This is a genomic window from Pseudomonas sp. C27(2019), from assembly GCF_008807395.1.
Classification (GTDB): Bacteria; Pseudomonadota; Gammaproteobacteria; order Pseudomonadales; family Pseudomonadaceae; genus Denitrificimonas.
This window is the reverse complement of record NZ_CP043320.1, coordinates 2240738-2264166: the sequence shown is the minus strand read 5'-3', so window position 1 is coordinate 2264166 and position 23429 is coordinate 2240738. Positions and strand designations below refer to the sequence as shown.

The 23429-nt window shown below is 49.4% G+C and carries 17 protein-coding genes, 1 tRNA gene and 1 pseudogene; 17 read left to right on the top strand and 2 right to left on the bottom strand.

The genetic code is table 11. The features are described 5' to 3' along the window. Positions 1 to 24: 24 nt before the first annotated feature. Positions 25 to 3831 (top strand): YhdP family protein, encoded by a 3807-nt coding sequence (locus tag FXF61_RS10325; protein WP_151185191.1) that lies wholly within the window; start codon positions 25 to 27, stop codon positions 3829 to 3831. Positions 3832 to 3834: 3 nt separating this feature from the next. Here FXF61_RS10325 and recN read toward each other — a convergent pair whose 3' ends face one another. Further along, complete coding sequence (recN, locus tag FXF61_RS10320) at positions 3835 to 5529, bottom strand: DNA repair protein RecN (protein ID WP_151185190.1); 1695 nt, start codon at positions 5527 to 5529, stop codon at positions 3835 to 3837. Between the two features lie 271 nt (positions 5530 to 5800). Between recN and grpE the strand changes: the two genes are divergently transcribed. The 9 genes from grpE to FXF61_RS10275 all read left to right on the top strand — a co-directional run bounded on the left by grpE (position 5801) and on the right by FXF61_RS10275 (position 16595). Further along, the gene (gene grpE / locus FXF61_RS10315; RefSeq protein ID WP_151185189.1) at positions 5801 to 6379 is read left to right on the top strand and encodes a nucleotide exchange factor GrpE; all 579 of its coding nucleotides are present in this window, start codon (positions 5801 to 5803) and stop codon (positions 6377 to 6379) included. A gap of 96 nt (positions 6380 to 6475) precedes the next feature. Then, complete coding sequence (gene dnaK / locus FXF61_RS10310; RefSeq protein ID WP_151185188.1) at positions 6476 to 8395, top strand: molecular chaperone DnaK; 1920 nt, start codon at positions 6476 to 6478, stop codon at positions 8393 to 8395. A gap of 117 nt (positions 8396 to 8512) precedes the next feature. Beyond that, on the top strand, positions 8513 to 9622 hold the full coding sequence (gene dnaJ / locus FXF61_RS10305) for a molecular chaperone DnaJ (RefSeq protein WP_151185187.1): 1110 nt from the start codon (positions 8513 to 8515) through the stop codon (positions 9620 to 9622). A gap of 66 nt (positions 9623 to 9688) precedes the next feature. After that, positions 9689 to 10492, top strand: coding sequence for a 4-hydroxy-tetrahydrodipicolinate reductase (gene dapB / locus FXF61_RS10300; protein WP_151185186.1), 804 nt, complete (start codon positions 9689 to 9691; stop codon positions 10490 to 10492). Between the two features lie 172 nt (positions 10493 to 10664). Beyond that, the gene (carA, locus tag FXF61_RS10295) at positions 10665 to 11801 is read left to right on the top strand and encodes a glutamine-hydrolyzing carbamoyl-phosphate synthase small subunit (protein WP_151185185.1); all 1137 of its coding nucleotides are present in this window, start codon (positions 10665 to 10667) and stop codon (positions 11799 to 11801) included. A gap of 15 nt (positions 11802 to 11816) precedes the next feature. Further along, entirely contained in the window at positions 11817 to 12470 is a 654-nt protein-coding gene (gene leuE / locus FXF61_RS10290) for a leucine efflux protein LeuE (RefSeq protein ID WP_256663539.1), read from the top strand. A 15-nt stretch (positions 12471 to 12485) separates the two neighbouring features. Further along, the gene (gene carB, locus FXF61_RS10285; RefSeq protein WP_151185183.1) at positions 12486 to 15707 is read left to right on the top strand and encodes a carbamoyl-phosphate synthase large subunit; all 3222 of its coding nucleotides are present in this window, start codon (positions 12486 to 12488) and stop codon (positions 15705 to 15707) included. Continuing rightward, positions 15704 to 16180 (top strand): transcription elongation factor GreA, encoded by a 477-nt coding sequence (gene greA, locus FXF61_RS10280; protein ID WP_151185182.1) that lies wholly within the window; start codon positions 15704 to 15706, stop codon positions 16178 to 16180. The genes carB and greA overlap by 4 nt, the downstream gene beginning before the upstream one ends. Positions 16181 to 16190: 10 nt before the next feature. Beyond that, positions 16191 to 16595, top strand: a complete 405-nt coding sequence (locus FXF61_RS10275; RefSeq protein WP_151185181.1) for a DUF4149 domain-containing protein — start codon at positions 16191 to 16193, stop codon at positions 16593 to 16595. A gap of 33 nt (positions 16596 to 16628) precedes the next feature. Here FXF61_RS10275 and yhbY read toward each other — a convergent pair whose 3' ends face one another. Then, positions 16629 to 16940: a ribosome assembly RNA-binding protein YhbY gene (yhbY, locus tag FXF61_RS10270; protein WP_151185180.1), complete on the bottom strand. Its 312-nt coding sequence runs from the start codon at positions 16938 to 16940 to the stop codon at positions 16629 to 16631. A 70-nt stretch (positions 16941 to 17010) separates the two neighbouring features. Between yhbY and rlmE the strand changes: the two genes are divergently transcribed. The 7 genes and pseudogenes from rlmE to FXF61_RS10235 all read left to right on the top strand — a co-directional run bounded on the left by rlmE (position 17011) and on the right by FXF61_RS10235 (position 23221). Further along, positions 17011 to 17646: a 23S rRNA (uridine(2552)-2'-O)-methyltransferase RlmE gene (rlmE, locus tag FXF61_RS10265; RefSeq protein ID WP_151185179.1), complete on the top strand. Its 636-nt coding sequence runs from the start codon at positions 17011 to 17013 to the stop codon at positions 17644 to 17646. Positions 17647 to 17757: 111 nt separating this feature from the next. Continuing rightward, positions 17758 to 19677: an ATP-dependent zinc metalloprotease FtsH gene (ftsH, locus tag FXF61_RS10260; protein ID WP_151185178.1), complete on the top strand. Its 1920-nt coding sequence runs from the start codon at positions 17758 to 17760 to the stop codon at positions 19675 to 19677. Positions 19678 to 19728: 51 nt separating this feature from the next. After that, positions 19729 to 20583, top strand: coding sequence for a dihydropteroate synthase (gene folP / locus FXF61_RS10255; RefSeq protein ID WP_151185177.1), 855 nt, complete (start codon positions 19729 to 19731; stop codon positions 20581 to 20583). A gap of 4 nt (positions 20584 to 20587) precedes the next feature. Next, positions 20588 to 21931 (top strand): phosphoglucosamine mutase, encoded by a 1344-nt coding sequence (gene glmM, locus FXF61_RS10250; protein ID WP_151185176.1) that lies wholly within the window; start codon positions 20588 to 20590, stop codon positions 21929 to 21931. Between the two features lie 65 nt (positions 21932 to 21996). Then, positions 21997 to 22751, top strand: a pseudogene (gene tpiA, locus FXF61_RS10245) (triose-phosphate isomerase). Continuing rightward, the gene (secG, locus tag FXF61_RS10240) at positions 22708 to 23130 is read left to right on the top strand and encodes a preprotein translocase subunit SecG (protein ID WP_151185175.1); all 423 of its coding nucleotides are present in this window, start codon (positions 22708 to 22710) and stop codon (positions 23128 to 23130) included. The pseudogene tpiA and the gene secG overlap by 44 nt, the downstream one beginning before the upstream one ends. A gap of 4 nt (positions 23131 to 23134) precedes the next feature. After that, positions 23135 to 23221: transfer RNA gene (locus FXF61_RS10235), tRNA-Leu, on the top strand. Positions 23222 to 23429: the final 208 nt, after the last annotated feature.

Below are 23429 nucleotides of genomic sequence, written 5' to 3'. Positions count from 1 at the left end.
CTGTTGTGTGATTAGGGTGCCACTATGAGCATTGCGATTCGTGTGCTTTATGGGCTGCTACGCTTGGGCTTATGGCTGCTGGCTGGCATGCTTATTGTCGGCGCATTGTATGTCAGCATAGGGCGTCAGTTTATGCCGCTGATGGCAGAATATCGCGAAGAAATTGAGCAGCAGTTACAGCTACGCTTACAGCAAACGGTGAAGGTTGAGCAGTTAACAGGTCGCTGGCGTGGATTTTCGCCACTGTTAGAGGCGCGCTATGTGACGCTTGGTGAGGGTGACGATGCGGTACAAGTCGACTCACTGTATATTCAGCCGGATGTGGTGAGCAGTCTGCTGGCGCGCGAAGTGCGTTTTAAAAATGTGACCTTGACCGGTTTGCAAATACATCTGCAGCAAGATCAGCAAGGGCGTTGGGCGCTACAGGGTTTACAGCTGCATGATGTTGAGCAAGCGGCTTTTCAGCTCAATGACTGGCTGGTTAGATTGCGACAAGTTGCCCAGTTAAGTGTTTTAGACAGCCGTGTCATTATTCAAGCGCACGATAACGAGCCATTAGTGTTGCGCTACACCGGTTTTACTTTGAGTCGTACTGAGCAGCAACAGCGCCTCGACTTGCGTGCGGTCCTGCCTGACGGCGAAGTTTTAGAGTTGAGCGCACAAGGGCAGCTGATTAGCGAGGATTGGCGGCAAAGTACATTGGCCGTTTATCTAAAAACGCCCAGCAGTAACCTTGCCCGCTGGGTGCCAAAGGCCTTATTACAGGATAGCCAGGTGACGACCCTTAGCGTTGCTGGTGCTTTGTGGTTGCGTGCAGCACAAGGGCAGATGCACAGTGCTGTATTGCGCCTTGATGACTTTGAGCTTGAAGGGCGTGCTGCTCATGCCGAGCCCTTGCATTTACGCAGCCAGCAGGCATTGGCTTTTTATCAGAACAGCGCGCAGCTGCAAAGCGCATGGTTTGAAAGCTTTAAGTTACAGATCAATGACTTGCCTACTCGAGATTGGCGCATGTCGCTAGCCTATGAGCATGAAAAGACGCCGTTATGGCAGCTGTCACTAGAGCAGCTTGAATTGACCGATGTGCATTATGTGTTGGAGCGAGTTTGGCAATTGCCTGAGGTGGGCGCCGATGTTTTAAATACGATGCAGCCCAGCGGTACTCTTAACAACGTACAGCTGCAATGGCGACCAGAAGCTGAACTGGCGCAGCGCTTAACCTTTGACAGTAATCTTAACAATGTTGAGTTCTCGGCGTGGCGCGATGTGCCAGCCTCCAGTGGTATCAGTGGCCGCATCTCGGGTGATTTGCTGCAGGGCGAGCTGCGTTTAGCCAGTGAGACTGGCTTTAGTCTGCACTTGGCCAATCTGTTTGCCGAACCTTGGCAGTACCAGCGTGCGCATGCGCGATTGCTATGGCAGTTTGATGAACAGGGTTTTACCCTAGAAAGCCCTTATTTACAGGTACAGGGTGAGGAAGGCGAGATAGGCGGAGATTTTTTAATTCGTTTACTCAAAGACCCAGCAGAAGAAGATTATATGGATCTGCGTGTGGGCTTGCGTGACGGTGATGCACGCTTTACTGGCAAATATCTACCCTCGCGTGTACCGGGTTTCAGTGATGCGTTGGAGCATTGGCTTAATACTGCGATTCAAGCAGGGCATGTAGAGCAAGGCTATTTCCAATATCAAGGTTCATTAAATAAAGGCGCTGCGCCTGAATCACGTTCAATCAGTCTGTATTTTGCGGTCAGAGAAGCCCAGCTTGAGTACCAGCCTGGATGGCCAGCGCTTAAGGATGCTGTGGCACAGGTATTGATTGAAGACAGCGGCGTGCGCATTTATGTTGAGCAAGGACAGATTTTAGACTCGCCAGTGACAACTGCTTATGCTGAAGTTGTGTATGGTCCGCCAGGTCAAGTGCCTGTGCTGCAGTTGCATGCCGAGTTACAAAGCAGCGTAGCGGATGGCTTATATTTTTTACAAAAAACGCCAATAGCGCAAGGTGCGCTTGAGTTTGCGCAGTGGCAAGGTAAAGGCGCTTTACCCATTGGTTTAGATTTGACCGTGCCGTTAGCAGCGCAGCAGCCAGTGCATATTAAGCTGGATATTGATGCGCAGCAGGTTGAGTTAGGCATGCCCGACATCAATGTGCAATTGCGCCAGTTAAGCGGGCTATTTAAGTTTGATAGTCAGATAGGTTTAAGCGCAGAGCGGGTAACAGGTGAGTTTTTAGGCCAGTCTTTTTCAGGGCGCATTGATGCCGAGGGTGATGGCCAGCAGTTACGAACACATATTGATGTGAAAGGCCTGATGCCTATCGAACAGTTAACGCAGTGGGCAGCAATCACGCAACCGCTGCCGGTATCTGGGAGCTTGCCCTATCGTTTACGCCTGCTGCTGGAAGGGGAAGACAGTCAGTTACGTATTGATTCAAACTTGCAAGGAGTCAGCGTCGACTTGCCGGCACCTTTTGGCAAAACAGCAGGACAACAAAGTTATGCTGATTGGCGTATGACCCTAGCAGGGACTGAGCGCCGTTACTGGTTTGATTATGCGGATCAATTAAGTTTGAGCTTAGCGGCAACGCCCGACGATATTCTTTCCGGACGCGCGCAGTTGCGTGTTGGTGGGGGCTTAGCACGGCTGCCCACACAAGCAGGCCTACAAATACGCGGTCGTTTAGATCAGCTTGATCTTGCTGATTGGCAGGCGCTGCTGCAGCGCTATAGCCTGCCTGAGGAAAATAGCCGACAGTTGCTTAACAGTGCCAAGCTAGACATTCGTCGCTTTAATGCTTTTGGTTTGCAAGCCGATAATTTAACCGCGCACTTACAGCCGCAAAAAGATGGCTGGCAACTGCTGTTGGATAGCCAGCAGCTTAAAGGTGAAATTGTCGAGCGCGGTGATAAAGCCCCACTTGCTGTGCGCTTTACGCACCTATATTTACCCACCGCAGTGGTGCACTCGGTGGTCGAAAAGGATGCTTTAGCAGATTTTGATATGCGCAGTATCCCAGCATTGGACGTGCAAGTTGATGCGCTTTATCAAGGTGCAAATCACTTGGGTGCTTGGTCATTTAATACACGACCGCAAGCGCAGGGCGTGCTGTTTGATAAGTTGCAGCTTTCGCTTAAAGGCTTGCATGTCAACGGACAGGCTGGCTGGCAGCGCAGTAATGGTCAAGTCAACAGTTGGTATACTGGGCGACTTAGCGGCGATAACCTTAGCGATGTTTTATTGGCTTGGGGCTTTGCGCCCACAGTGACCAGCGAAACTTTTCGATCTGATGTAAATATGCGCTGGCCAGGCTCACCAATGGCGCTGAGTCTAGGCAAGTTAAGCGGTGACTTGGATATTAATTTTCGCAAGGGGCAGCTGGTTACCGTGGATGGTGGCGCACAGGCCTTGCGGGTTTTTGGTCTGCTGAACTTTGAGTCAATTGGTCGGCGTTTGCGTCTGGACTTCTCTGACTTGATTGGAAAAGGTCTGGCTTATGATCGAATTAAAGGTCGTTTACAGGTGCTTAATGGCGTGTATCGCACGGACGGCACGCTAAGTCTTAGTGGGCCATCCAGTGATATTGAGCTTGAAGGGCAGCTTGATCTTGTCAATGAAAAAATCAACGCCAAGATGCAGGTTGCTTTGCCGTTGAGCACCAACCTTCCTCTTGCTGCGATTGCTGTGGGTGCGCCAGCTATCGGTGGTGCCTTATTTGTGGTGGATCGCCTGATAGGTGACCGTCTGGCGCGCTTTGCCAGTGTCACCTATCATATTTCCGGAGATTGGCAAAACCCTGAAATCAGTCTCGCAAAGAAAGATAAAAAATAAGCCTTAAGCACGCTGAGCGCTAACTAACGGCTGTGCTTTATCAAGAATTTTGCGTGCATGCAGCAGAGACTCATCTGTCATATCGATACCGCCCAGCATGCGTGCGACCTCTGCTACACGTTCCTCATGAGAGAGTAGCTTGACCAGCGTATTGGTGGATTTTTGCTTGCGCTCTTTGTGTGCGAACAAGTGTTGATGGCCTTGCGCAGCAACTTGTGCGAGGTGAGTCACTGTGAGTACTTGCCCGTTTTCACCTAGCTGGCGCAATAATTGGCCAACAATTTCAGCAGTAGGGCCGCCAATACCAACATCAACTTCATCAAATACCAAGGTTGGTACGCGTGAGGTTTGCGCGGTAATCACTTGGATAGCTAAGCTAATGCGTGACAGCTCGCCGCCAGATGCGACTTTAGCTAAGCTGCGCAGCGGTTGGCCTGGGTTGGCGCTAACTAAAAACTCAATATTTTCTAAGCCATGCACAGAGAGTGTGCTGTTTTCTACGCTTTGTAATTCGACGCTAAACTGACCGTCAGGCATACCCAGCATGTGCAGCTGCTGGATCACCGCCGTGGCAAGTTTTTTTGCAGCTGCAGTACGGCGCTTGCTTAGTGTTTGCGCTTTATCACTGTATTCCTTGACCAACAAAGCAGCGGCCTGCTGCAAGTGCTCTAGGCTGGCATCGTCTGCATCGAGTGCTTCAAGTTCGACACTGAGCTCGGCTTGCAATGCATGTAATTGCTCAGGCTGTATACGATGCTTACGTGCCAAGGTGTAAATGGAATCCAAACGCTCTTCGATCCATTGCTGACGCTGCGGGTCAGCGTCGAAGTGATCAATAAAATGATTGAATTCGCTGACTGCCTCTTCTATTTGAATGTGCGCACTCGACAGCAGCTCGGTGGCTTGCTGAAAAGCGTTAGGCGTAGCGCTTAGGCTTTGCGCGCGCTGCAATAGGCCGCCTAAAACGCTCAATATATTGCTGTGTTCATTGGTGCTACAGGTGTCAATGATTTGCCGGCAATTATCCAGCAGGCTTTCCGAGTTGCTTAAGCCTTTATGTTCGTGTTCTAGGCGCTCAACTTCGCCGGCCTCAACGGCTAGGGTGTCAAGTTCTTCCAGTTGATAGGTCAGCAGTTGCCTGCGTGCGCGTTGCTCGTCTTCATTGGCGCTCAGTTGTTGCAACTGTTGTTGAGTCTGACGCCAGCGTTGTGCCAGGCTATACACCGCGCGGGCCTGATCGCTTGAGCCGGCAAACTCATCTAATAAACGTCGGTGTGTGTCGGTTTTTAATAAAGACTGGTGTTCGTGCTGACTGTGGATATCAATTAACAGCTCGCCTAGCGCTTTTAAGTCGGCCAGCGGGCAAGGTGTGCCGTTAATATACGCACGCGAACGGCCTTCGCGAGTAATCACACGGCGTAAAATACACTGTGGCTCATAATCAAGGTCGCGATCTTTTAGCCATTGCTGCGCTTCAGGTATGCGGGTTATGTCAAAACTGCTGAGAATATCGGCTTGCTTGGCACCGGGGCGAACGACGCTGCTGTCGGTGCGTGCGCCAAGGGTCAGGCTTAAAGCATCCAGCATAATAGATTTACCGGCACCGGTTTCACCGCTGATGACACTCATGCCTTCATGCAGTTCGAGGTCTAAGTGCTCAACGATGGCATAATTTTTAACTGATATATGGACTAACATAGCTGCAACTCCTGTCTGTGCTGTTCATTTATACAGTGAAATAAACAGTGTTTTCAAGAGCTGAATAGTTTTTTTGTTGTGATACAGATAAAACCGATAGTCGGTTGTGCTGCTAAATCAGATTTGTCCGCTGTATAGAAGGCTGCAGCAGCGAAAAGACAGGCTAAAGAAATAATTTAGCCATTTAATCCTTGAAGTTAAGGTTGTCAGCCCCATATAGCAGGCATAACGCAGGTGATAGGTCTGCTAAATTTTTGTTGAGGAGGGTGGCATGACTGATGAGCACACTTTGGACGAGCAAGCGTCTGACTTAAAAATCGATGAACAGAGCACTGAGGATGACTCAGTCGTTACTGATGAGCAGCGCATTGAACAGTTAGAAGATGAATTGGCAGGTGCTAAAGAAAATGTATTGCGTGCCGCTGCTGAAGTGCAAAATATTCGACGTCGAGCGGAACAAGATGTAGAGAAAGCGCATAAATTTGCGTTGGAAAAATTTGCCACAGACTTGCTGCCAGTGCTTGATAGCCTTGAGCGAGGTCTTGAGGTGTCTGACCCTGCGGATGAAAAAATGCGCGCGATGCGTGAAGGCATGGAGCTAACCTATAAGCTCTTTTTAGATACCCTTAAGCGTTTCAAAGTGGAGCGTCTTGATCCGCAAGGCGAGCCCTTTAACCCTGAGCAGCATCAAGCGATGGCGATGGAAGAAAGTATCCATGCTGAGCCCAATAGCGTGCTCAAAGTATTCCAGTGTGGCTACGCTATAAATGGTCGCTTACTGCGCCCAGCAATGGTGGTAGTGAGCAAGGCGCCGAGCGAGCCGCCAGTAAAAATTGATGAGCAGGCTTGAAGTTTTTAATAACGGCCCCATCTAATTTAACAAGATATTAAACAAGCTTTCAGTCCAGCGTGATGCTGCGAGTGAGCCAGAACTAGGAGATTTAAAATGGGTAGAATTATTGGTATTGACTTGGGTACAACCAACTCCTGTGTTTCAGTGATGGAGAATGGTGTAGCCAAGATTATTGAAAACGCTGAAGGTGGTCGTACCACACCGTCAATCATTGCCTACACCAATGACGGTGAAATCTTAGTAGGTCAAGCAGCTAAGCGTCAGTCGGTCACCAATCCGCATAACACTTTGTATGCAGTGAAGCGTTTGATTGGTCGTCGTTTTGATGAAGATGTTGTGCAAAAAGACATTCAAATGGTGCCTTACAAGATTGTCAAAGCAGACAATGGCGATGCTTGGGTTGAAGTAAAAGGCGAAAAAATGGCACCACCGCAAATCTCTGCGGAAGTTTTGATGAAAATGAAAAAGACCGCCGAAGATTATCTCGGTGAGCCAGTGACTGAAGCGGTAGTCACTGTACCTGCATATTTTAACGACAGTCAGCGTCAGGCGACTAAAGATGCGGGCCGTATTGCTGGTCTTGATGTTAAGCGCATCATTAACGAACCGACTGCAGCAGCGTTGGCCTACGGTATGGATAAAGCCAAAGGCGACCATACGGTTATTGTGTATGACTTAGGTGGTGGTACCTTTGACGTTTCAGTGATTGAAATTGCTGAAGTTGATGGTGAGCACCAGTTCGAAGTATTAGCCACCAATGGTGATACCTTCTTAGGTGGTGAAGACTTCGATAATCTTTTAATCAACGATTTAGTTGATCAGTTCAAGAAAGACAGCGGTTTTGATCTTAAAAATGATCCATTAGCAATGCAGCGTCTAAAAGAAGCCGCTGAAAAAGCAAAAATTGAGTTGTCTTCAGCGCAGCAAACAGATGTGAACTTGCCATACATCACCGCTGATGCAAGCGGTCCTAAGCACTTAAATATTGTGATTACTCGCGCTAAGTTGGAAGGCTTGGTGAGTGACTTGGTTAAGCGCACGCTTGAGCCATGCCGTGTGGCTTTGCAAGACGCAGGTATTGATGTTGGTGCAATCAACGATGTGATTTTAGTTGGTGGTCAAACACGTATGCCGCTGGTGCAGAAAACTGTTGCCGACTTCTTCAAAAAAGAAGCACGTCGCGATGTAAACCCTGATGAAGCCGTAGCTATGGGTGCTGCGATTCAGGGTGCGGTATTGTCTGGTGATGTAAAAGACGTTCTGTTGCTGGACGTGAGCCCGCTGACTCTTGGTATTGAAACCATGGGTGGCATTATGACCGCATTGATTGAGAAGAACACCACGATTCCTACCAAGAAATCACAGGTGTTCTCAACTGCAGATGACAACCAAAATGCAGTAACTATTCATGTGTTGCAGGGTGAGCGTAAGCAAGCTACAGCGAACAAGTCACTGGGTCGTTTTGACTTGGCAGATATTCCGCCAGCGCCACGTGGTGTACCACAAATTGAAGTGACCTTTGATATTGATGCCAACGGCATTCTCAATGTCTCGGCAAAAGATAAAGCCACTGGTAAAGAGCAGTCGATCGTTATTAAAGCTAACTCAGGCTTAAGTGATGAAGAAGTTGAGCAAATGGTGCGCGATGCCGAAGCCAATATCGAAGAAGACCGCAAGTTTGAAGAGTTGGTCACTGCGCGTAACCAGGGCGACCAGTTGGTGCACGCAACCCGCAAAATGATTACCGAAGCGGGCGATAAGGCCACTGAAGAAGACAAAACTGCCATTGAAGCGGCTTTGGTCGAGCTTGAAGAAGCCATTAAAGGCGACGATAAAGATGCGATTGATGCCAAAGTTGCAGCGCTGTCACAAGCAAGTGCGCCTCTTTCAGAAAAAATGTACGCAGAGCAAGCGCAACAAGCGGATGCGTCTGCTGATGCAGGGCAAGCTGACGGCGCTGATGATGTGGTTGATGCTGAGTTTGAAGAGGTTAAGGATACTGACAACAAGTAATCCTATAAATCTAAGCCCTGGCGATTGCTTTAAGCACGTGCAGTAATGATTCACCACGCGGGACTCGATCCCGCGTTGGTGTGTCTGGCGAGTAACAAATCCGGAGTTAAAAGAGTTATGGCAAAGCGTGACTATTATGAAGTGCTGGGCGCAGAGCGTGGCGCGAGCGAAGCAGAGCTAAAGAAAGCGTATCGCCGCCTGGCCATGAAATTTCACCCGGACCGTAATCCGGATGATAAAGACGCAGAAGAAAAATTTAAAGAAGCCAATGAAGCCTACGAGGTGTTGTCTGATCCCGATAAGCGTGCAGCCTATGATCGTCATGGTCATGCTGGTGTTGATCCGCAGATGGGTGGGGGCGGCTTTGGTGGTGGCAACTTCTCTGATGTCTTTGGTGATGTGTTTAGTGACTTCTTTGGCGGTGGCGGTCGTACTGGTCCGCAGCGCGGCAGTGACTTGCGTTACAACATGGAGTTGGACTTAGAAGAAGCTGTACGCGGGACGACAATTAATATACGCGTACCAACCTTGACTGACTGTAAGAGCTGTAAAGGTTCGGGTGCGAAAAAAGGCACAAGCCCTGTTACATGTACAACGTGTAATGGTATGGGGCAGGTGCGTATGCAGCAGGGCTTCTTTGCTGTGCAGCAAACCTGCCCACGTTGTCATGGCGCTGGCAAAATGGTCACTGATCCGTGTGGCGACTGCCGTGGTCAGGGCCGTGTTGAAGAAGAAAAAACGCTGTCTGTTAAAGTGCCGGCAGGTGTTGATACCGGTGACCGTATTCGCTTAGCAGGTGAAGGTGAGGCCGGTGGCTTAGGTGGCCCTGCGGGCGACTTGTATGTTGTGGTAAATGTGCGTCCACATGCAATTTTTCAACGTGATGGACGTGATTTGTATTGTGAAGTGCCAATCAGTTTCGCCGATGCTGCCTTAGGTGGTGAACTGGAAGTTCCTACTTTGAATGGTCGGGTTAAGCTTAAAATCCCTGAAGGAACACAAACCAGCAGACTCTTTCGTTTGCGCGGTAAAGGTGTTACCCCAGTGCGTGGTGGCGGTGTCGGTGACTTAATGTGTCGTGTGGCTGTGGAAACACCTGTTAAGCTAAATAAGCGTCAACGCGAACTGCTTGAAGAGTTCCGTGAAACCCTGCAAGGTGATGATTCACATTCGCCAAAAAAAAGTAGCTGGTTTGAAGGTGTAAAGCGTTTTTTCGGTGATCTTTGATTATTGACTGCTGCGCTCTGTGTTGGGCGCGCAGTTGTTCACTTTAATTAACTGGGAAGAATATCGATGCTTCGAGTTGCAGTGGTTGGTGCCGCAGGGCGCATGGGTAAAACATTAATCGAAGCAGTGCGTATGGTGCCTGCCTTGCAACTTACGGCGGCGGTTGATCGCCCAGAAAGCAGTTTGCTAGGTGCTGATGTTGGTGAGTTAGCAGGTGTGGGGCGCATTGGTGTCAGTTTGGTGGGTGACTTAACCAGCGTGCTTGATCAGTTTGATGTGTTGATTGATTTCACTCATCCGAGTGTGACTTTAAATAATCTAAATATCTGTCGTCAGGCAGGCAAAGCGATGGTGATTGGCACCACAGGTTTCACCGAAGCTGAGCGTCAGCAGTTGCAGGATGCTGGGCAAGATATTGCTATTGTTTTTGCCGCGAACTTCAGCGTTGGCGTTAATCTGTGTTTAAAGCTGTTAGATACTGCTGCACGAGTATTAGGTGAAGATGCTGATATTGAAATTATCGAAGCGCATCATCGCCATAAAGTTGATGCCCCGTCTGGCACAGCACTGCGCATGGGCGAAGTGGTGGCCTCGGCGTTAGGGCGTAACTTGGCTGATGTCGCAGTTTATGGCCGCGAAGGGCAGACCGGTGCGCGTGAGCGTGAAACCATTGGTTTTGCGACGGTGCGTGCCGGCGATGTAGTGGGCGACCATACTGTGTTGTTTGCTGCAGAGGGTGAGCGGGTAGAAATCACTCATAAAGCCTCCAGTCGTATGACCTTTGCTAAGGGTGCGGTGCGTTCAGTACAGTGGCTCGAAGATAAGTCTGCTGGTTTGTACGATATGCAAGATGTGTTGGGCTTGCATTGATCGTTTTGTTTGCTTCCGGTTTTTGAAAAAAACCAGTACAATCTATTTTTAGTGTATCCACTAGAAGTGCGCCCAGATGAATGACTTAAAAGCGGAATGATGTCAATACACGTCATTCCGCTTTTTTGCGAATAAAGCGTGCATATAACAGACTTAATTACGGGAGGTCTTCTTGACTAAGCCAGCCATACTCGCCCTTGCTGACGGCAGCATTTTTCGCGGCGAAGCCATTGGAATTGACGGTGAAACCGTTGGTGAGGTGGTCTTTAACACTGCCATGACCGGCTATCAGGAAATTCTTACAGACCCATCCTATGCGCGCCAGTTGGTTGCCTTAACCTATCCGCATATTGGTAATACCGGCACCACACCTGAAGACGCAGAGTCAAGTCGTGCTTGGGCGGCAGGTTTGATTATTCGTGATTTACCTTTGCTGTCGAGTAGCTGGCGCGATAAGAAGCCATTAGGCGAGTACTTGATAGATAACAAAATCGTTGCCATTGCTGGGATTGATACCCGTCGTTTGACCCGCATCTTGCGTGATAATGGCGCACAGAGCGGTTGTATTTTAGCGGGTGAGGATGCCACTGAAGAGCGTGCGCTGGAGTTGGCACGCGGTTTTGCTGGTTTGCAAGGCCTTGATCTAGCTCAAGAAGTATCCACCGATAAAATCTACGAGTGGCGTTCTGCGCCATGGCAGTTAATCACTGACAGCCATCCAGAGATTCAAGAAGGCCAGTTGCCACACCATGTGGTTGTTTACGATTACGGAGTAAAGCGCAATATTTTACGTGTGCTGGTTGCGCGCGGCTGTCGATTGACTGTTGTGCCAGCGCAAACGCCGGCAAGCGAAGTATTAGCGTTGAATCCGGACGGTGTCTTCTTGTCCAATGGCCCTGGAGATCCAGAACCTTGCGATTATGCAGTTGCAGCAATCAAAGAAATCTTGGCAACAGATATTCCCGTATTCGGTATCTGCTTGGGTCACCAATTGCTCGCTTTGGCATCTGGCGCGCGTACCATGAAAATGATTAATGGTCATCACGGTGCGAACCATCCTGTGCAGGACCTGAAAACGGGCAAGGTGATGATTACCAGTCAAAATCATGGTTTTGCCGTGGATAAGACCAGCCTGCCCGATCACTTAAAAGCAACGCATGAATCATTGTTTGATCAGACTTTGCAAGGTATTGAGCGCACTGATAAACAAGCCTTTGGTTTTCAAGGCCACCCAGAAGCAAGCCCAGGCCCGAACGATGTCAGCTCTTTGTTTGATCGTTTTGTTGCCAGCATGATGGCCCGTCGCTAAGGATTGCTGGTGATGTTGCCAAGCTTGGGAATCACTGATCTTTGGAGCTATGTTCTAGGTACAGTGTTTATCGTGTTGTTGCCGGGACCAAACTCTTTGTTTGTACTGGCTACAGCCGCCCAGCGTGGTATTGCTTCAGGTTATCGAGCTGCTTGTGGTGTGTTCTTAGGTGATACGGTGCTGATGCTGTTAACAGCGATTGGCATTGCTTCACTACTGCGTACTGAGCCGATGTTTTTTATCGCGCTAAAGTACCTCGGCGCTGCTTATTTGTGCTGGTTGGGCGCTACTATGCTGAGATCGGCATGGCGCTCAATGCGCAGCTCACCACAGGTCGGCGAAGACATGCAACAGCACAAACCCGCTGCGCAGCCAATGCGCAAAGCGTTTTTGCTGAGTATCTCTAACCCTAAAGCGATCTTGTTCTTTGTCTCATTCTTTATTCAATTTGTTGACCCAGGCTACGCCTATCCTGGTTTATCGTTTTTAGTCCTTGGATTGATTCTGCAGCTCATTAGCGGAATTTATCTGAGTCTATTGATCTTTAGCGGCGCTCGTTTAGCGCGCTGGTTTCGTCAGCGGAAACGTTTGGCGACCGGCGCACTAAGCGGAGTAGGCGCCATGTTCGTCGGCTTTGGCGTGAAGCTGGCCACCGCAACCCTGTCCTAATATTACGAGAATCCCATGCCAAAACGCACAGACATTAAAAGCATCCTGATCATCGGCGCCGGCCCAATTGTTATTGGCCAAGCGTGTGAATTTGACTACTCTGGCGCGCAGGCGTGTAAGGCATTGCGCGAAGAGGGTTACCGAGTCATTTTGGTAAACTCCAACCCAGCCACGATCATGACTGATCCAGCGATGGCTGACGCCACCTATATCGAGCCGATCAAATGGCAGACAGTGGCAAAAATCATTGAAAAAGAGCGTCCAGACGCCTTGTTGCCCACTATGGGTGGTCAAACTGCACTCAATTGCGCTTTGGATTTAGAGCGTGAGGGGGTGTTGGAAAAGTTTGGCGTAGAAATGATTGGTGCCAACGCTGATACCATCGACAAAGCTGAGGATCGCTCACGTTTTGATCAAGCCATGCGTGCGATTAATTTAGCCTGTCCGCGCTCCGGTATCGCTCACAGCATGGAAGAAGCCTATAAAGTGCAAAGCGAAGTGGGTTTTCCATGCATCATTCGTCCGAGCTTTACGATGGGCGGCACCGGCGGCGGTATTGCCTACAACCGTGAAGAATTTGAAGAAATCTGTGCGCGCGGTCTTGATTTATCGCCGACCAAAGAGCTTCTGATCGATGAGTCTTTGATCGGTTGGAAAGAGTTCGAAATGGAAGTGGTGCGTGACAAAAATGACAACTGCATTATTGTCTGCTCAATTGAAAATTTCGACCCAATGGGTGTGCATACTGGTGACTCAATTACCGTGGCGCCTGCACAAACATTGACCGACAAAGAATACCAAATCATGCGTGATGCTTCTTTGGCGGTGATGCGCGAGATTGGCGTTGAGTGCGGTGGCTCCAACGTGCAGTTCGGTATTGATCCAAAAGACGGCCGCATGGTGGTGATTGAGATGAACCCTCGGGTGTCACGCTCATCAGCACTGGCATCTAAAGCCACTGGGTTCCCGATTGCGAAAATTGCAGCAAAATTGGCGGTGGGTTATACCCTTGATGAGCTTCAAAACGATATTACAGGCGGTCGCACGCCAGCATCCTTTGAGCCGTCAATTGACTATGTTGTGACTAAAATCCCACGCTTTACCTTTGAGAAGTTTCCCAAAGCTGATGCACGTTTAACCACGCAGATGAAGTCTGTTGGTGAGGTGATGGCGATTGGACGCACCTTCCAAGAATCACTGCAAAAAGCATTGCGTGGGCTTGAGGTGGGTGTCAATGGTTTAGATCCAATTCTTGACCTGAAAAACCCAGAAGCAGCGAGCATCTTACGCCGTGAGCTGACAGTGCCGGGTGCTGATCGTATTTGGTATGTTGCCGATGCGATGCGCTTTGGTATGACCCGCGATGAGATTTATGAACTGACCAAAATTGACCACTGGTTCCTTGTGCAGATGGAAGACTTGGTGCTGGAGGCTGAGCGTTTAAAAGCTGTTGGTTTAGCAGAAATTGATGCCGCGCAAATGTTTAAGCTCAAGCGTAAAGGTTTCAGTGATGCGCGCTTGGCATCCTTGCTTGGTGTTTCTGAGAAAAGTTTGCGTAACCGCCGCCAGCAATTAAATATTTTCCCTGTGTATAAGCGTGTTGATACCTGTGCCGGTGAGTTTGCTACCGATACTGCGTACATGTATTCCACTTACGAAGAAGAGTGTGAGGCAAAGCCAAGCGCGCGCGAAAAAATTATGATTTTGGGTGGTGGTCCTAACCGTATTGGTCAGGGTATTGAGTTTGACTATTGCTGTGTACACGCAGCGTTGGCGATGCGTGAAGACGGCTATGAAACCATTATGGTCAACTGCAACCCTGAAACGGTATCAACCGACTACGATACCTCTGATCGCCTGTACTTTGAGCCGGTGACCGTAGAGGATGTGTTGGAAATCGTCCGTGTGGAAAAACCAATCGGTGTGATTGTCCAGTACGGTGGGCAAACGCCGTTGAAAATTTGCCGAGAGCTGGAGGCGGCAGGTGTGCCGATTATCGGTACCAGCCCAGATGCGATTGACCGCGCCGAAGACCGTGAGCGTTTCCAGCAAATGGTTGAGCGCTTGAACTTGCGTCAGCCGCAAAATGCGACGGCGCGCAGTGAAGAAGAAGCGATCAGTGCATCGAAACAAATTGGCTATCCATTGGTGGTGCGTCCGTCTTATGTACTGGGCGGCCGTGCAATGGAAATCGTCTACGACGAAGAAGAACTTAAGCGCTATATGCGTGAAGCGGTGCACGTCTCCAATGATAGCCCGGTGCTGCTGGATCACTTCCTTAATAGCGCGATTGAAGTGGATGTTGATGCGGTCTGTGACGGTGAAATTGTGGTGATTGGTGCGATCATGCAGCATATTGAACAAGCTGGAGTGCACTCAGGTGACTCGGCATGCTCATTGCCACCGTACTCATTGCCTGCGCACATTCAAGATCAAATTCGTGATCAAGTTCGCCGTATGGCGCTCGAGCTTGGTGTGCTTGGCTTAATGAACGTGCAAATGGCCGTGCAAGGCGAAGATATTTACGTGATTGAAGTCAATCCGCGTGCATCACGTACCGTGCCTTTTGTTTCGAAGTGCATTGGTGAGTCCTTGGCGAAAGTGGCTGCGCGAGTTATGGCCGGTAAAACATTAACCGAGCTGAACTTTACTAAAGAGATCATTCCACCGTTCTTTAGTGTTAAGGAAGCCGTCTTCCCATTTGCTAAATTCCCTGGTGTTGATACGATCCTTGGTCCGGAGATGAAATCGACGGGCGAGGTGATGGGTGTCGGTGACAGCTTTGCTGAAGCCTTTGCAAAAGCGCAGATGGGTGCTGGTGAGGTTTTACCGACCAGCGGTTGTGCTTTTATCAGTGTGCGTGAAGAGGATAAGCCTTTCGCTGCTGATCTTGCGCGTGACTTGATTGGTCTAGGTTTCTCTGTCGTTGCTACCGTAGGGACTGCAAAAATTATTGAGGCTGCCGGTTTGACCGTGCGCCGTGTGAATAAAGTGACTGAAGGCCGCCCGCACATTGTTGATATGATCAAGAATGATGAAGTGACCTTAGTCATTAATACTACCGAGGGACGTCAGTCTATTGCTGACTCCTACTCGATTCGTCGAAACGCTCTGCAACGCAAAGTCTATTTCACCACAACTTTGGCTGGTGGGCAGGCTGTTTGCGAGGCGCTTAAATTCGGTCCAGAAAAGACCGTGCGTCGTTTGCAGGATTTGCATTCAGGAATTCATGCGTGACTAAATTTCCAATGACCACCCAAGGTGCTCGCGCCTTGGAGGAAGAATTAAAACATCTTAAAACGGTAATGCGTCCCCAAATCACCGCTGCTATTGCGACAGCGCGTGAGTTGGGTGACTTAAAAGAAAATGCCGAATACCATGCTGCTCGTGAGCAGCAGGGCATGAGTGAGGCGCGTATTCGTGACATCGAAGGGCGCCTGTCTGCTGCGCAGATTATTGATGTCACTACCATTCCTTATACAGGTAAAGTGTTTTTTGGGACCACCGTTGATATTGTTAATGTGGATACCGATGCAACTGTGACCTATCAGATTGTTGGCGAAGATGAGGCAGATTTGAAGCACGGAAAAATCTCCGTGACCTCACCGATTGCTCGTGCTTTAGTTGGCAAAGAAGAGGGTGAGGTTGTTGTCGTGCAAACGCCTGGCGGCTTGATCGAGTATGAGATCGTTGAGGTGCGTCATATCTAGAGCGACTCCTTTGCGCGCTGGAGCCATTACATGGCAGCTGGCTCAGGTGTTTTGGGTGGGTGGCATTTGGATCATGCATTTTGTTTTGCTGCAAGCGCTTGAAAAGCTGGGTTTTGCCAGTTTGCTGGTACAAGAGGTTGCGCTCTATACGCGACCTCTGTTAATCGGTTTAGCGTTGGTCTGTGTGCTGTTGCAACTGTTGGTGCTTAAGCAAGCGATGCCGGCTCGCCAGTTACTTAAAGATTTGCGTGGGCAGTTGCTGCTGGCAGCATTGCTTTTAGCCTGTAGTTTCTTAATCACTCAAAAGCTTTGGCCGGCAGCGCAGTACTGGCTGATGTACAGCTATCTGGCTGTAGGAATGTGTGGTGTGCTACTGGTGTTACAGCCCATACCTGAGCGCAACACTCAGCGATAATGCTGAAGTGTGGCGCGCGGGTTTTGACAAAAGTCAGGCGTTGTAGCGTAATACGTTGGATAGGTTTTTATTTGGTTGCGGGTTTTTACGATAAATAAGCGCGACTTTGCCGATGCTTTGTACCAAAATGCTACTGCTTTTTTGGCACAGTTCATCGGTAATCATTTTGCGGTCTTCGCGTTCGCCAAGACGCAGCTGAATTTTAATCAGTTCGTGGTCATTGAGCGCGCGATCCAGTTCCGCAAGTACGCCCTCGGTTAAACCGTTTTCAGCAACAGTGACAATCGGCTTTAGATGGTGGCCGATGGATTTAAACTGTTTTTTTTGCTCTTGTGTGAGCGACATAATCGACCTCTGAGTCGTAAATGAATGGAAGGTCGGTAGTTTACCTGACCTGAAGCTTAAGAGGTATTCTGTGGCTCGATCTAAAAGCAGTCAGCGCTGGTTAAAAGAACATTTTGATGATCCATTTGTGAAAATGGCGCAAAAAGATGGCTATCGCTCGCGTGCTAGCTACAAGTTATTAGAAATTCAAGAGAAAGACCGCATCTTGCGCCCTGGCATGACCGTGATTGACTTAGGAAGCGCCCCTGGTGGATGGTCGCAAGTGACCAGTCGTGTGATTGGTGACAAAGGCACCTTAATCGCTTCAGATATTTTACCGATGGCGGCGATTGCTGATGTCACCTTTATCGAGGGTGATTTCACTGAGGAGCGAGTGTTTAACGAAATCATGGCAGCAGTAGGAAATAAGCCGGTAGACCTTGTTATTTCCGATATGGCCCCCAACATGAGTGGTATACGTGCAGCAGATCAAGCCGCTGCTATGTACTTATGTGAACTCGCCTTGGATTTAGCATCTAAGGTTTTGCGTCCCGGCGGTGATTTTTTAATTAAAGTGTTCCACGGTGATGGCTTTGATGCGTACTTGCGCGATGTGCGCAGTCGCTTTGAAAAAGTACAGATGCGTAAGCCCACGTCATCGCGAGATCGCTCGCGTGAGCAGTATTTATTAGCGCGCGGCATGCGCGCCGTGGATGAAGATGTTTAAATGTATTGTTACAGGACAAACATACGCAGCGCGTCAATGTGTAGTAAGTTTGTTAGTAATTGACGTATTTGTTGCGGTTGTTGCAGCAGAGGGTATATAGAAGTGAATGATATGACTAAAAACCTACTTTTGTGGTTAGTTATCGCTGCTGTCCTAGTGACCGTAATGAACAACTTTTCCTCGCAAAGTGAAACAGGCAAGCTTAATTACAGTGCCTTTATCGAAGAAGTGAAGACCGGTCGAGTCCAGCAAGTAACAGTTGATGGCTTCATTATTACCGGTATGCGCAGTGATGGCAGTACATTTGAAACCGTGCGCCCAGCGATTCAAGACAGTGGTTTGATGGGTGACTTGCTGGAGCATAATGTTAGCGTTGTCGGTAAGCAGCCCGAGCAGCAAAGTATGTGGATGCAGCTGTTGGTTGCGAGCTTCCCGATTTTAATTATTTTAGCGGTCGTGATGTTTTTTATGCGCCAGATGCAAGGAGGAGCTGGCGGTAAAGGCGGGCCGATGAGCTTTGGTAAAAGCAAGGCGCGTTTGTTAGCCGAAGATCAGATTAAAACCACTCTGGCTGATGTAGCCGGCTGTGATGAAGCCAAAGAAGAAGTCGGCGAGCTGGTTGAGTTCTTGCGTGATCCAAGTCGTTTTCAGCGTTTGGGCGGTAAGATTCCACGTGGCGTGCTGATGGTTGGTCAGCCAGGTACGGGTAAAACACTCTTAGCAAAAGCCATCGCCGGTGAAGCTAAAGTGCCTTTCTTCAGTATCTCTGGTTCTGACTTCGTAGAAATGTTTGTCGGTGTCGGTGCATCACGTGTGCGCGATATGTTTGAGCAAGCCAAAAAACATGCACCCTGCATTATCTTTATTGATGAAATTGATGCGGTCGGTCGTCACCGTGGTGCCGGCATGGGTGGCGGTAATGATGAGCGTGAGCAAACCCTGAACCAGTTGTTGGTCGAAATGGATGGTTTTGAAGGCAATGATGGTGTCATCGTGATTGCCGCAACCAACCGTCCAGATGTGCTGGATCCTGCCTTGTTGCGTCCGGGGCGCTTTGACCGTCAGGTGGTGGTGAGCTTGCCGGATATTCGTGGTCGTGAGCAGATTTTGCTTGTGCATATGCGCAAAGTGCCAGTGCACGATGATGTTGATGCCGCGGTAATTGCCCGTGGCACGCCTGGCTTTTCGGGTGCGGATTTAGCCAACTTGGTTAACGAAGCAGCATTGTTTGCTGCGCGCTCAGATAGCCGTCTGGTGACCATGAAAGAGTTTGAGTTAGCCAAAGATAAAATCATGATGGGCGCTGAGCGCAAATCCATGGTGATGTCGGAAAAAGAAAAGCTCAATACCGCGTATCACGAAGCAGGCCATGCAATTGTTGGTCGTTTAGTGCCTGAGCATGATCCTGTCTATAAGGTTTCTATTATTCCGCGTGGTCGTGCTCTAGGTGTGACCATGTTCTTGCCTGAAGAAGACCGCTATAGCTTGTCTAAGCGCGGTTTGATCAGCCAGATTTGTTCACTGTATGGTGGGCGCATTGCTGAAGAGATGACCTTAGGCTTTGATGGCGTAACCACAGGTGCTTCCAACGATATTATGCGCGCTACCCAGCTAGCGAGAAATATGGTGACCAAGTGGGGTTTATCTGAAAAGCTTGGGCCGTTGATGTATGCCGAGGACGAGAATGAAAGCTACCTAGGTCGCTCTGGTGGTGGATCGAGTAACGTTTCTGCTGAAACAGCCAAGCTGATTGACCAAGAGATTCGCGATATTATTGATGAGTGCTATGCCACTGCGCAGAAAATTTTACACGATAATCGTGACAAGTTAGATGCAATGGCCCTAGCTTTAATGAAGTACGAGACCATTGATAGTGATCAGATTGATGACATCATGTCAGGTCGTGAGCCGCGCGAGCCAAAAGATTGGCATGATGGTGGCTCGGCAGGTAAGCCAGCAGAAAAAGCTGAAGCAAAGTCAGAAGCTGAAAGGCCGGATGCGCCCATTGGTGGGCCGGCAGGCGAAATTTAATATTCCATGGGCGCTGCATAGCGCCCGTTTTGATAGAACAGAAGGCAGATTATGCACAGCGCTGCAAATCCTGTTTTAAAGTGTGGTAAGCGCACGCTAGATCTGACCCGTGCGCACATCATGGGTATTCTTAATGTTACCCCCGACTCGTTCTCTGATGGCGGCCGCTATACTGCCTTGCAGAGTGCTTTGGCGCGGGCGCTTGAGATGGCTGCAGCAGGCGCCACGATTATTGATATTGGTGGAGAGTCGACACGGCCAGGTGCAGCAGCGGTCAGTGCGCAGCAAGAGTTAGATCGTGTTGCGCCTTTAGTGGAGCTGATCAATCGCGAGTGCGATGTCATTATTTCGGTGGATACTTCAACCCCAGCAGTGATGCGAGAATCCGCGCGCTTGGGTGCTGGAATGATTAATGATGTGCGGGCCTTGCAGCGTGATGGCGCGCTTGATGCTGTCGCAGCAACACGTCTGCCAGTGTGTTTAATGCATATGCGTGGCGAGCCGCAAACCATGCAAGATGCGCCGCATTACGATGATGTAGCTGCCGAAGTCAGTTCTTTTTTACAAGAGCGCATTGTTGCATGTGCGCAGGCTGGTATTTCTGCTGAACGCATTGTACTTGATCCTGGCTTTGGCTTTGCAAAAGATACGCAACACAATTATGAGCTCTTTAACCGTCTCCCTGAGTTATCGGCTCTGCAGCGGCCTTTGCTGATTGGGGTGTCGCGCAAAAGTATGGTGGGCAATATTTTACAGCAGCCCGTTGAGCGACGATTATACGGCAGCTTAGCCCTCGCCGTGATGGCGCTGGAACGTGGCGCAAAGATTTTACGGGTGCATGATGTGGAAGAAACCATGGATGTGCTGAAGATATTTAATGCAGTGCACAGTGCAGCAAAGGATTAAGACAATGGCAAGAAAATATTTTGGTACGGATGGTATTCGCGGACGCGTTGGTACTGACCCTATTACCCCTGAGTTTATGTTAAAGCTGGGTTGGGCGGCGGGCATGGCTTTCCGCAAGCAAGGCAAGTGCCGCATATTAGTCGGTAAAGACACGCGTATTTCGGGCTATATGTTTGAATCAGCACTGCAAGCCGGTTTGTCTGCGGCAGGTGCCGATGTAATGCTGTTAGGGCCAATGCCGACACCGGCTGTTGCGTATTTAACACGCACCTTCCACGCCGAAGCAGGTATTGTGATCAGTGCTTCGCATAACCCGCATTATGATAATGGTATTAAGTTCTTTTCCGCTGATGGGACCAAGTTGCCAGATGCCGTCGAGCTAATGATTGAAGAGCTGATTGATACACCGATGACTGTGGCTGAGTCAGAGCAGCTGGGTAAAGCTTCGCGGGTGACGGATGCGGCGGGTCGTTATATTGAATTTTGCAAAAGCAGCGTGCCAACCAGTACCAGTTTTTCTGGCTTAAAGATTGTTGTTGATTGTGCGCATGGTGCGACCTATAGGGTTGCACCCAGCGTATTCAGAGAGCTTGGGGCTGAGGTGATCGCTATTGCTGCCGAGCCAGACGGTTTAAATATCAATGATGGCGTAGGCTCAACCAGTTTGGGGCCTTTGCAGAAAGCCGTGGTAGAGCACGGTGCGGACTTAGGTATCGCTTTTGATGGTGATGGTGATCGTGTGCAGATGGTTGACCATACCGGCGCGGTGGTGGATGGCGATGAGTTGTTGTATATCATAGCCACTGACATACAAGAGCGGGATCGTCTGCCAGAAGGTAGCGGTGTGGTCGGAACACTAATGACGAATCTGGGCCTAGAGCTTGCGCTGAAAGAGCGCGGTATTCCGTTTATTCGCGCTAAAGTGGGTGACCGCTATGTGATGGCGCAGATGCAAGAGCATGGCTGGGTGTTGGGTGGAGAAAACTCAGGACATGTTCTCTGTGCGCAGCATGCCACCACCGGTGATGCCATTATTGCGGCACTGCAGGTGTTGCTAGCTTTGCGCCGCCGCGGGCATAGCCTGGCTAAAGAGCGTTTGGCATGGAAGAAATTACCGCAAGTGCTGATTAATGTACGTTTCTCTGGTGATGTAGATCCAGTAAATGATGCAAAAGTGCAGGCCGCATGTGATGAAGTAACAACAGCTATGGCGGGGCGCGGCCGTGTATTGCTACGCAAGTCTGGCACCGAGCCCTTAGTTAGGGTGATGGTTGAGGGCGATGATGAAGGCTTGGTGATGCGCCATGCGCAGCACTTGGCTGAAGTTGTAAAAGCGGTATGTGGTTGATTTTACTTGCAAGTTTTAGTGCGCTTGAGTAATATTTGCGCCCACTTTGAGCTAAGAGGTTTGGCATGCGTCGCCCATTAGTCGCTGGTAATTGGAAAATGCACGGTACACGTGCCGGCATTGAGCAGTTGTTAGATGAGTTGCTAGCGCATGCATTGCCTGATGATGTTGATGTCACAGTGTTTCCAAGTTTTGTACATGTGCAGGCAGCACAGGCCAAAGTGGCTGCAACTGCCGTTGCTATAGGCGCACAGGATTGTGCTGTACAGCTTGAAGAAGGTGCAATGACAGGGGAAACTTCTGCGTTGCAGCTTAAAGATTTAGGCTGTTCGATGGTTATTGTTGGCCATTCTGAGCGAAGGCAGTTGCAAGATGAGACTGATAGTGTAATATGCCGCAAGTTTATTGCAGCGCAAGCAGCGGGCTTGATTCCTGTGCTATGTGTTGGCGAGACGCTGGCAGAGCGTGAAGCAGGGCAAGCATTGGTGACAGTGCAACGCCAGGTAGATGCAATATTGCTTGAGTTAGGTGTTGATGTGCTGGCAAATGCAGTGATTGCTTATGAGCCGGTTTGGGCGATAGGCAGTGGTTTAACAGCAACGCCGGAACAAGCACAAGAAATACATGCGCAAATTCGCGCGCATGTGGCAAAATACAATGTTTCAATTGCGCAAGATTTAAGAATTTTATACGGTGGCAGTGTTAAAGCTGCCAATGCTGCTGAGTTGTTTGCTCAGGCAGATATCGATGGGGGCTTGTTGGCGGCGCCTCCCTCAATGCAAAAGAATTTAGTGCGATTTGTCGCGCTGCGGGAAGTTAAAATGCTGGAAACAGTCATAATCATCGTTCATTTAGTTGTTGCTATTGGTGTTGTAGGTTTTGTCCTGATTCAGCAGGGTAAAGGCGCAGATGCTGGTGCTTCATTTGGCTCAGGCGCTTCAGGTACTGTGTTTGGCTCTCAGGGGTCAAGCAGCTTTTTAAGTCGTTTTACCGCAGTGTTAGCAGCCGTGTTTTTTGCAACAAGTTTAGGTCTTGCGTTTTATGCAAAAGACCGTGCAAGCAGTATTACCCAGCTTGGTTTGCCTGATCCGGTGCTGCTAGAAGTACCACAGCAGGAGCAGTCAGTGCTTGAAGATATACCTCAAGTTGAAAGTCAAGCGCCTGCAGCAAGTGATGGTGATGTGCCTGTAGTTGATTAGTTTTGCCGAGGTGGTGGAATTGGTAGACACGCTACCTTGAGGTGGTAGTGGCCAGTAGGCTGTAGGGGTTCGAGTCCCCTCCTCGGTACCAATTACAAAACAACCCGCTGCATTAGCGGGTTGTTTTGTTTACGCCAACTTGACTGCAAGTGCTTGGCGCTGTAAGATTCGGCATCAGATTTAGACGGCATGGTTCTCATTATGTTTTTAACTGCCAGATGTTTACATTAAGAGCCCCTAGCATAAGGGGCTTTTTATTAGGTCTAATAGATAGGTTTTAATTTTGGGATGGGCGTTGT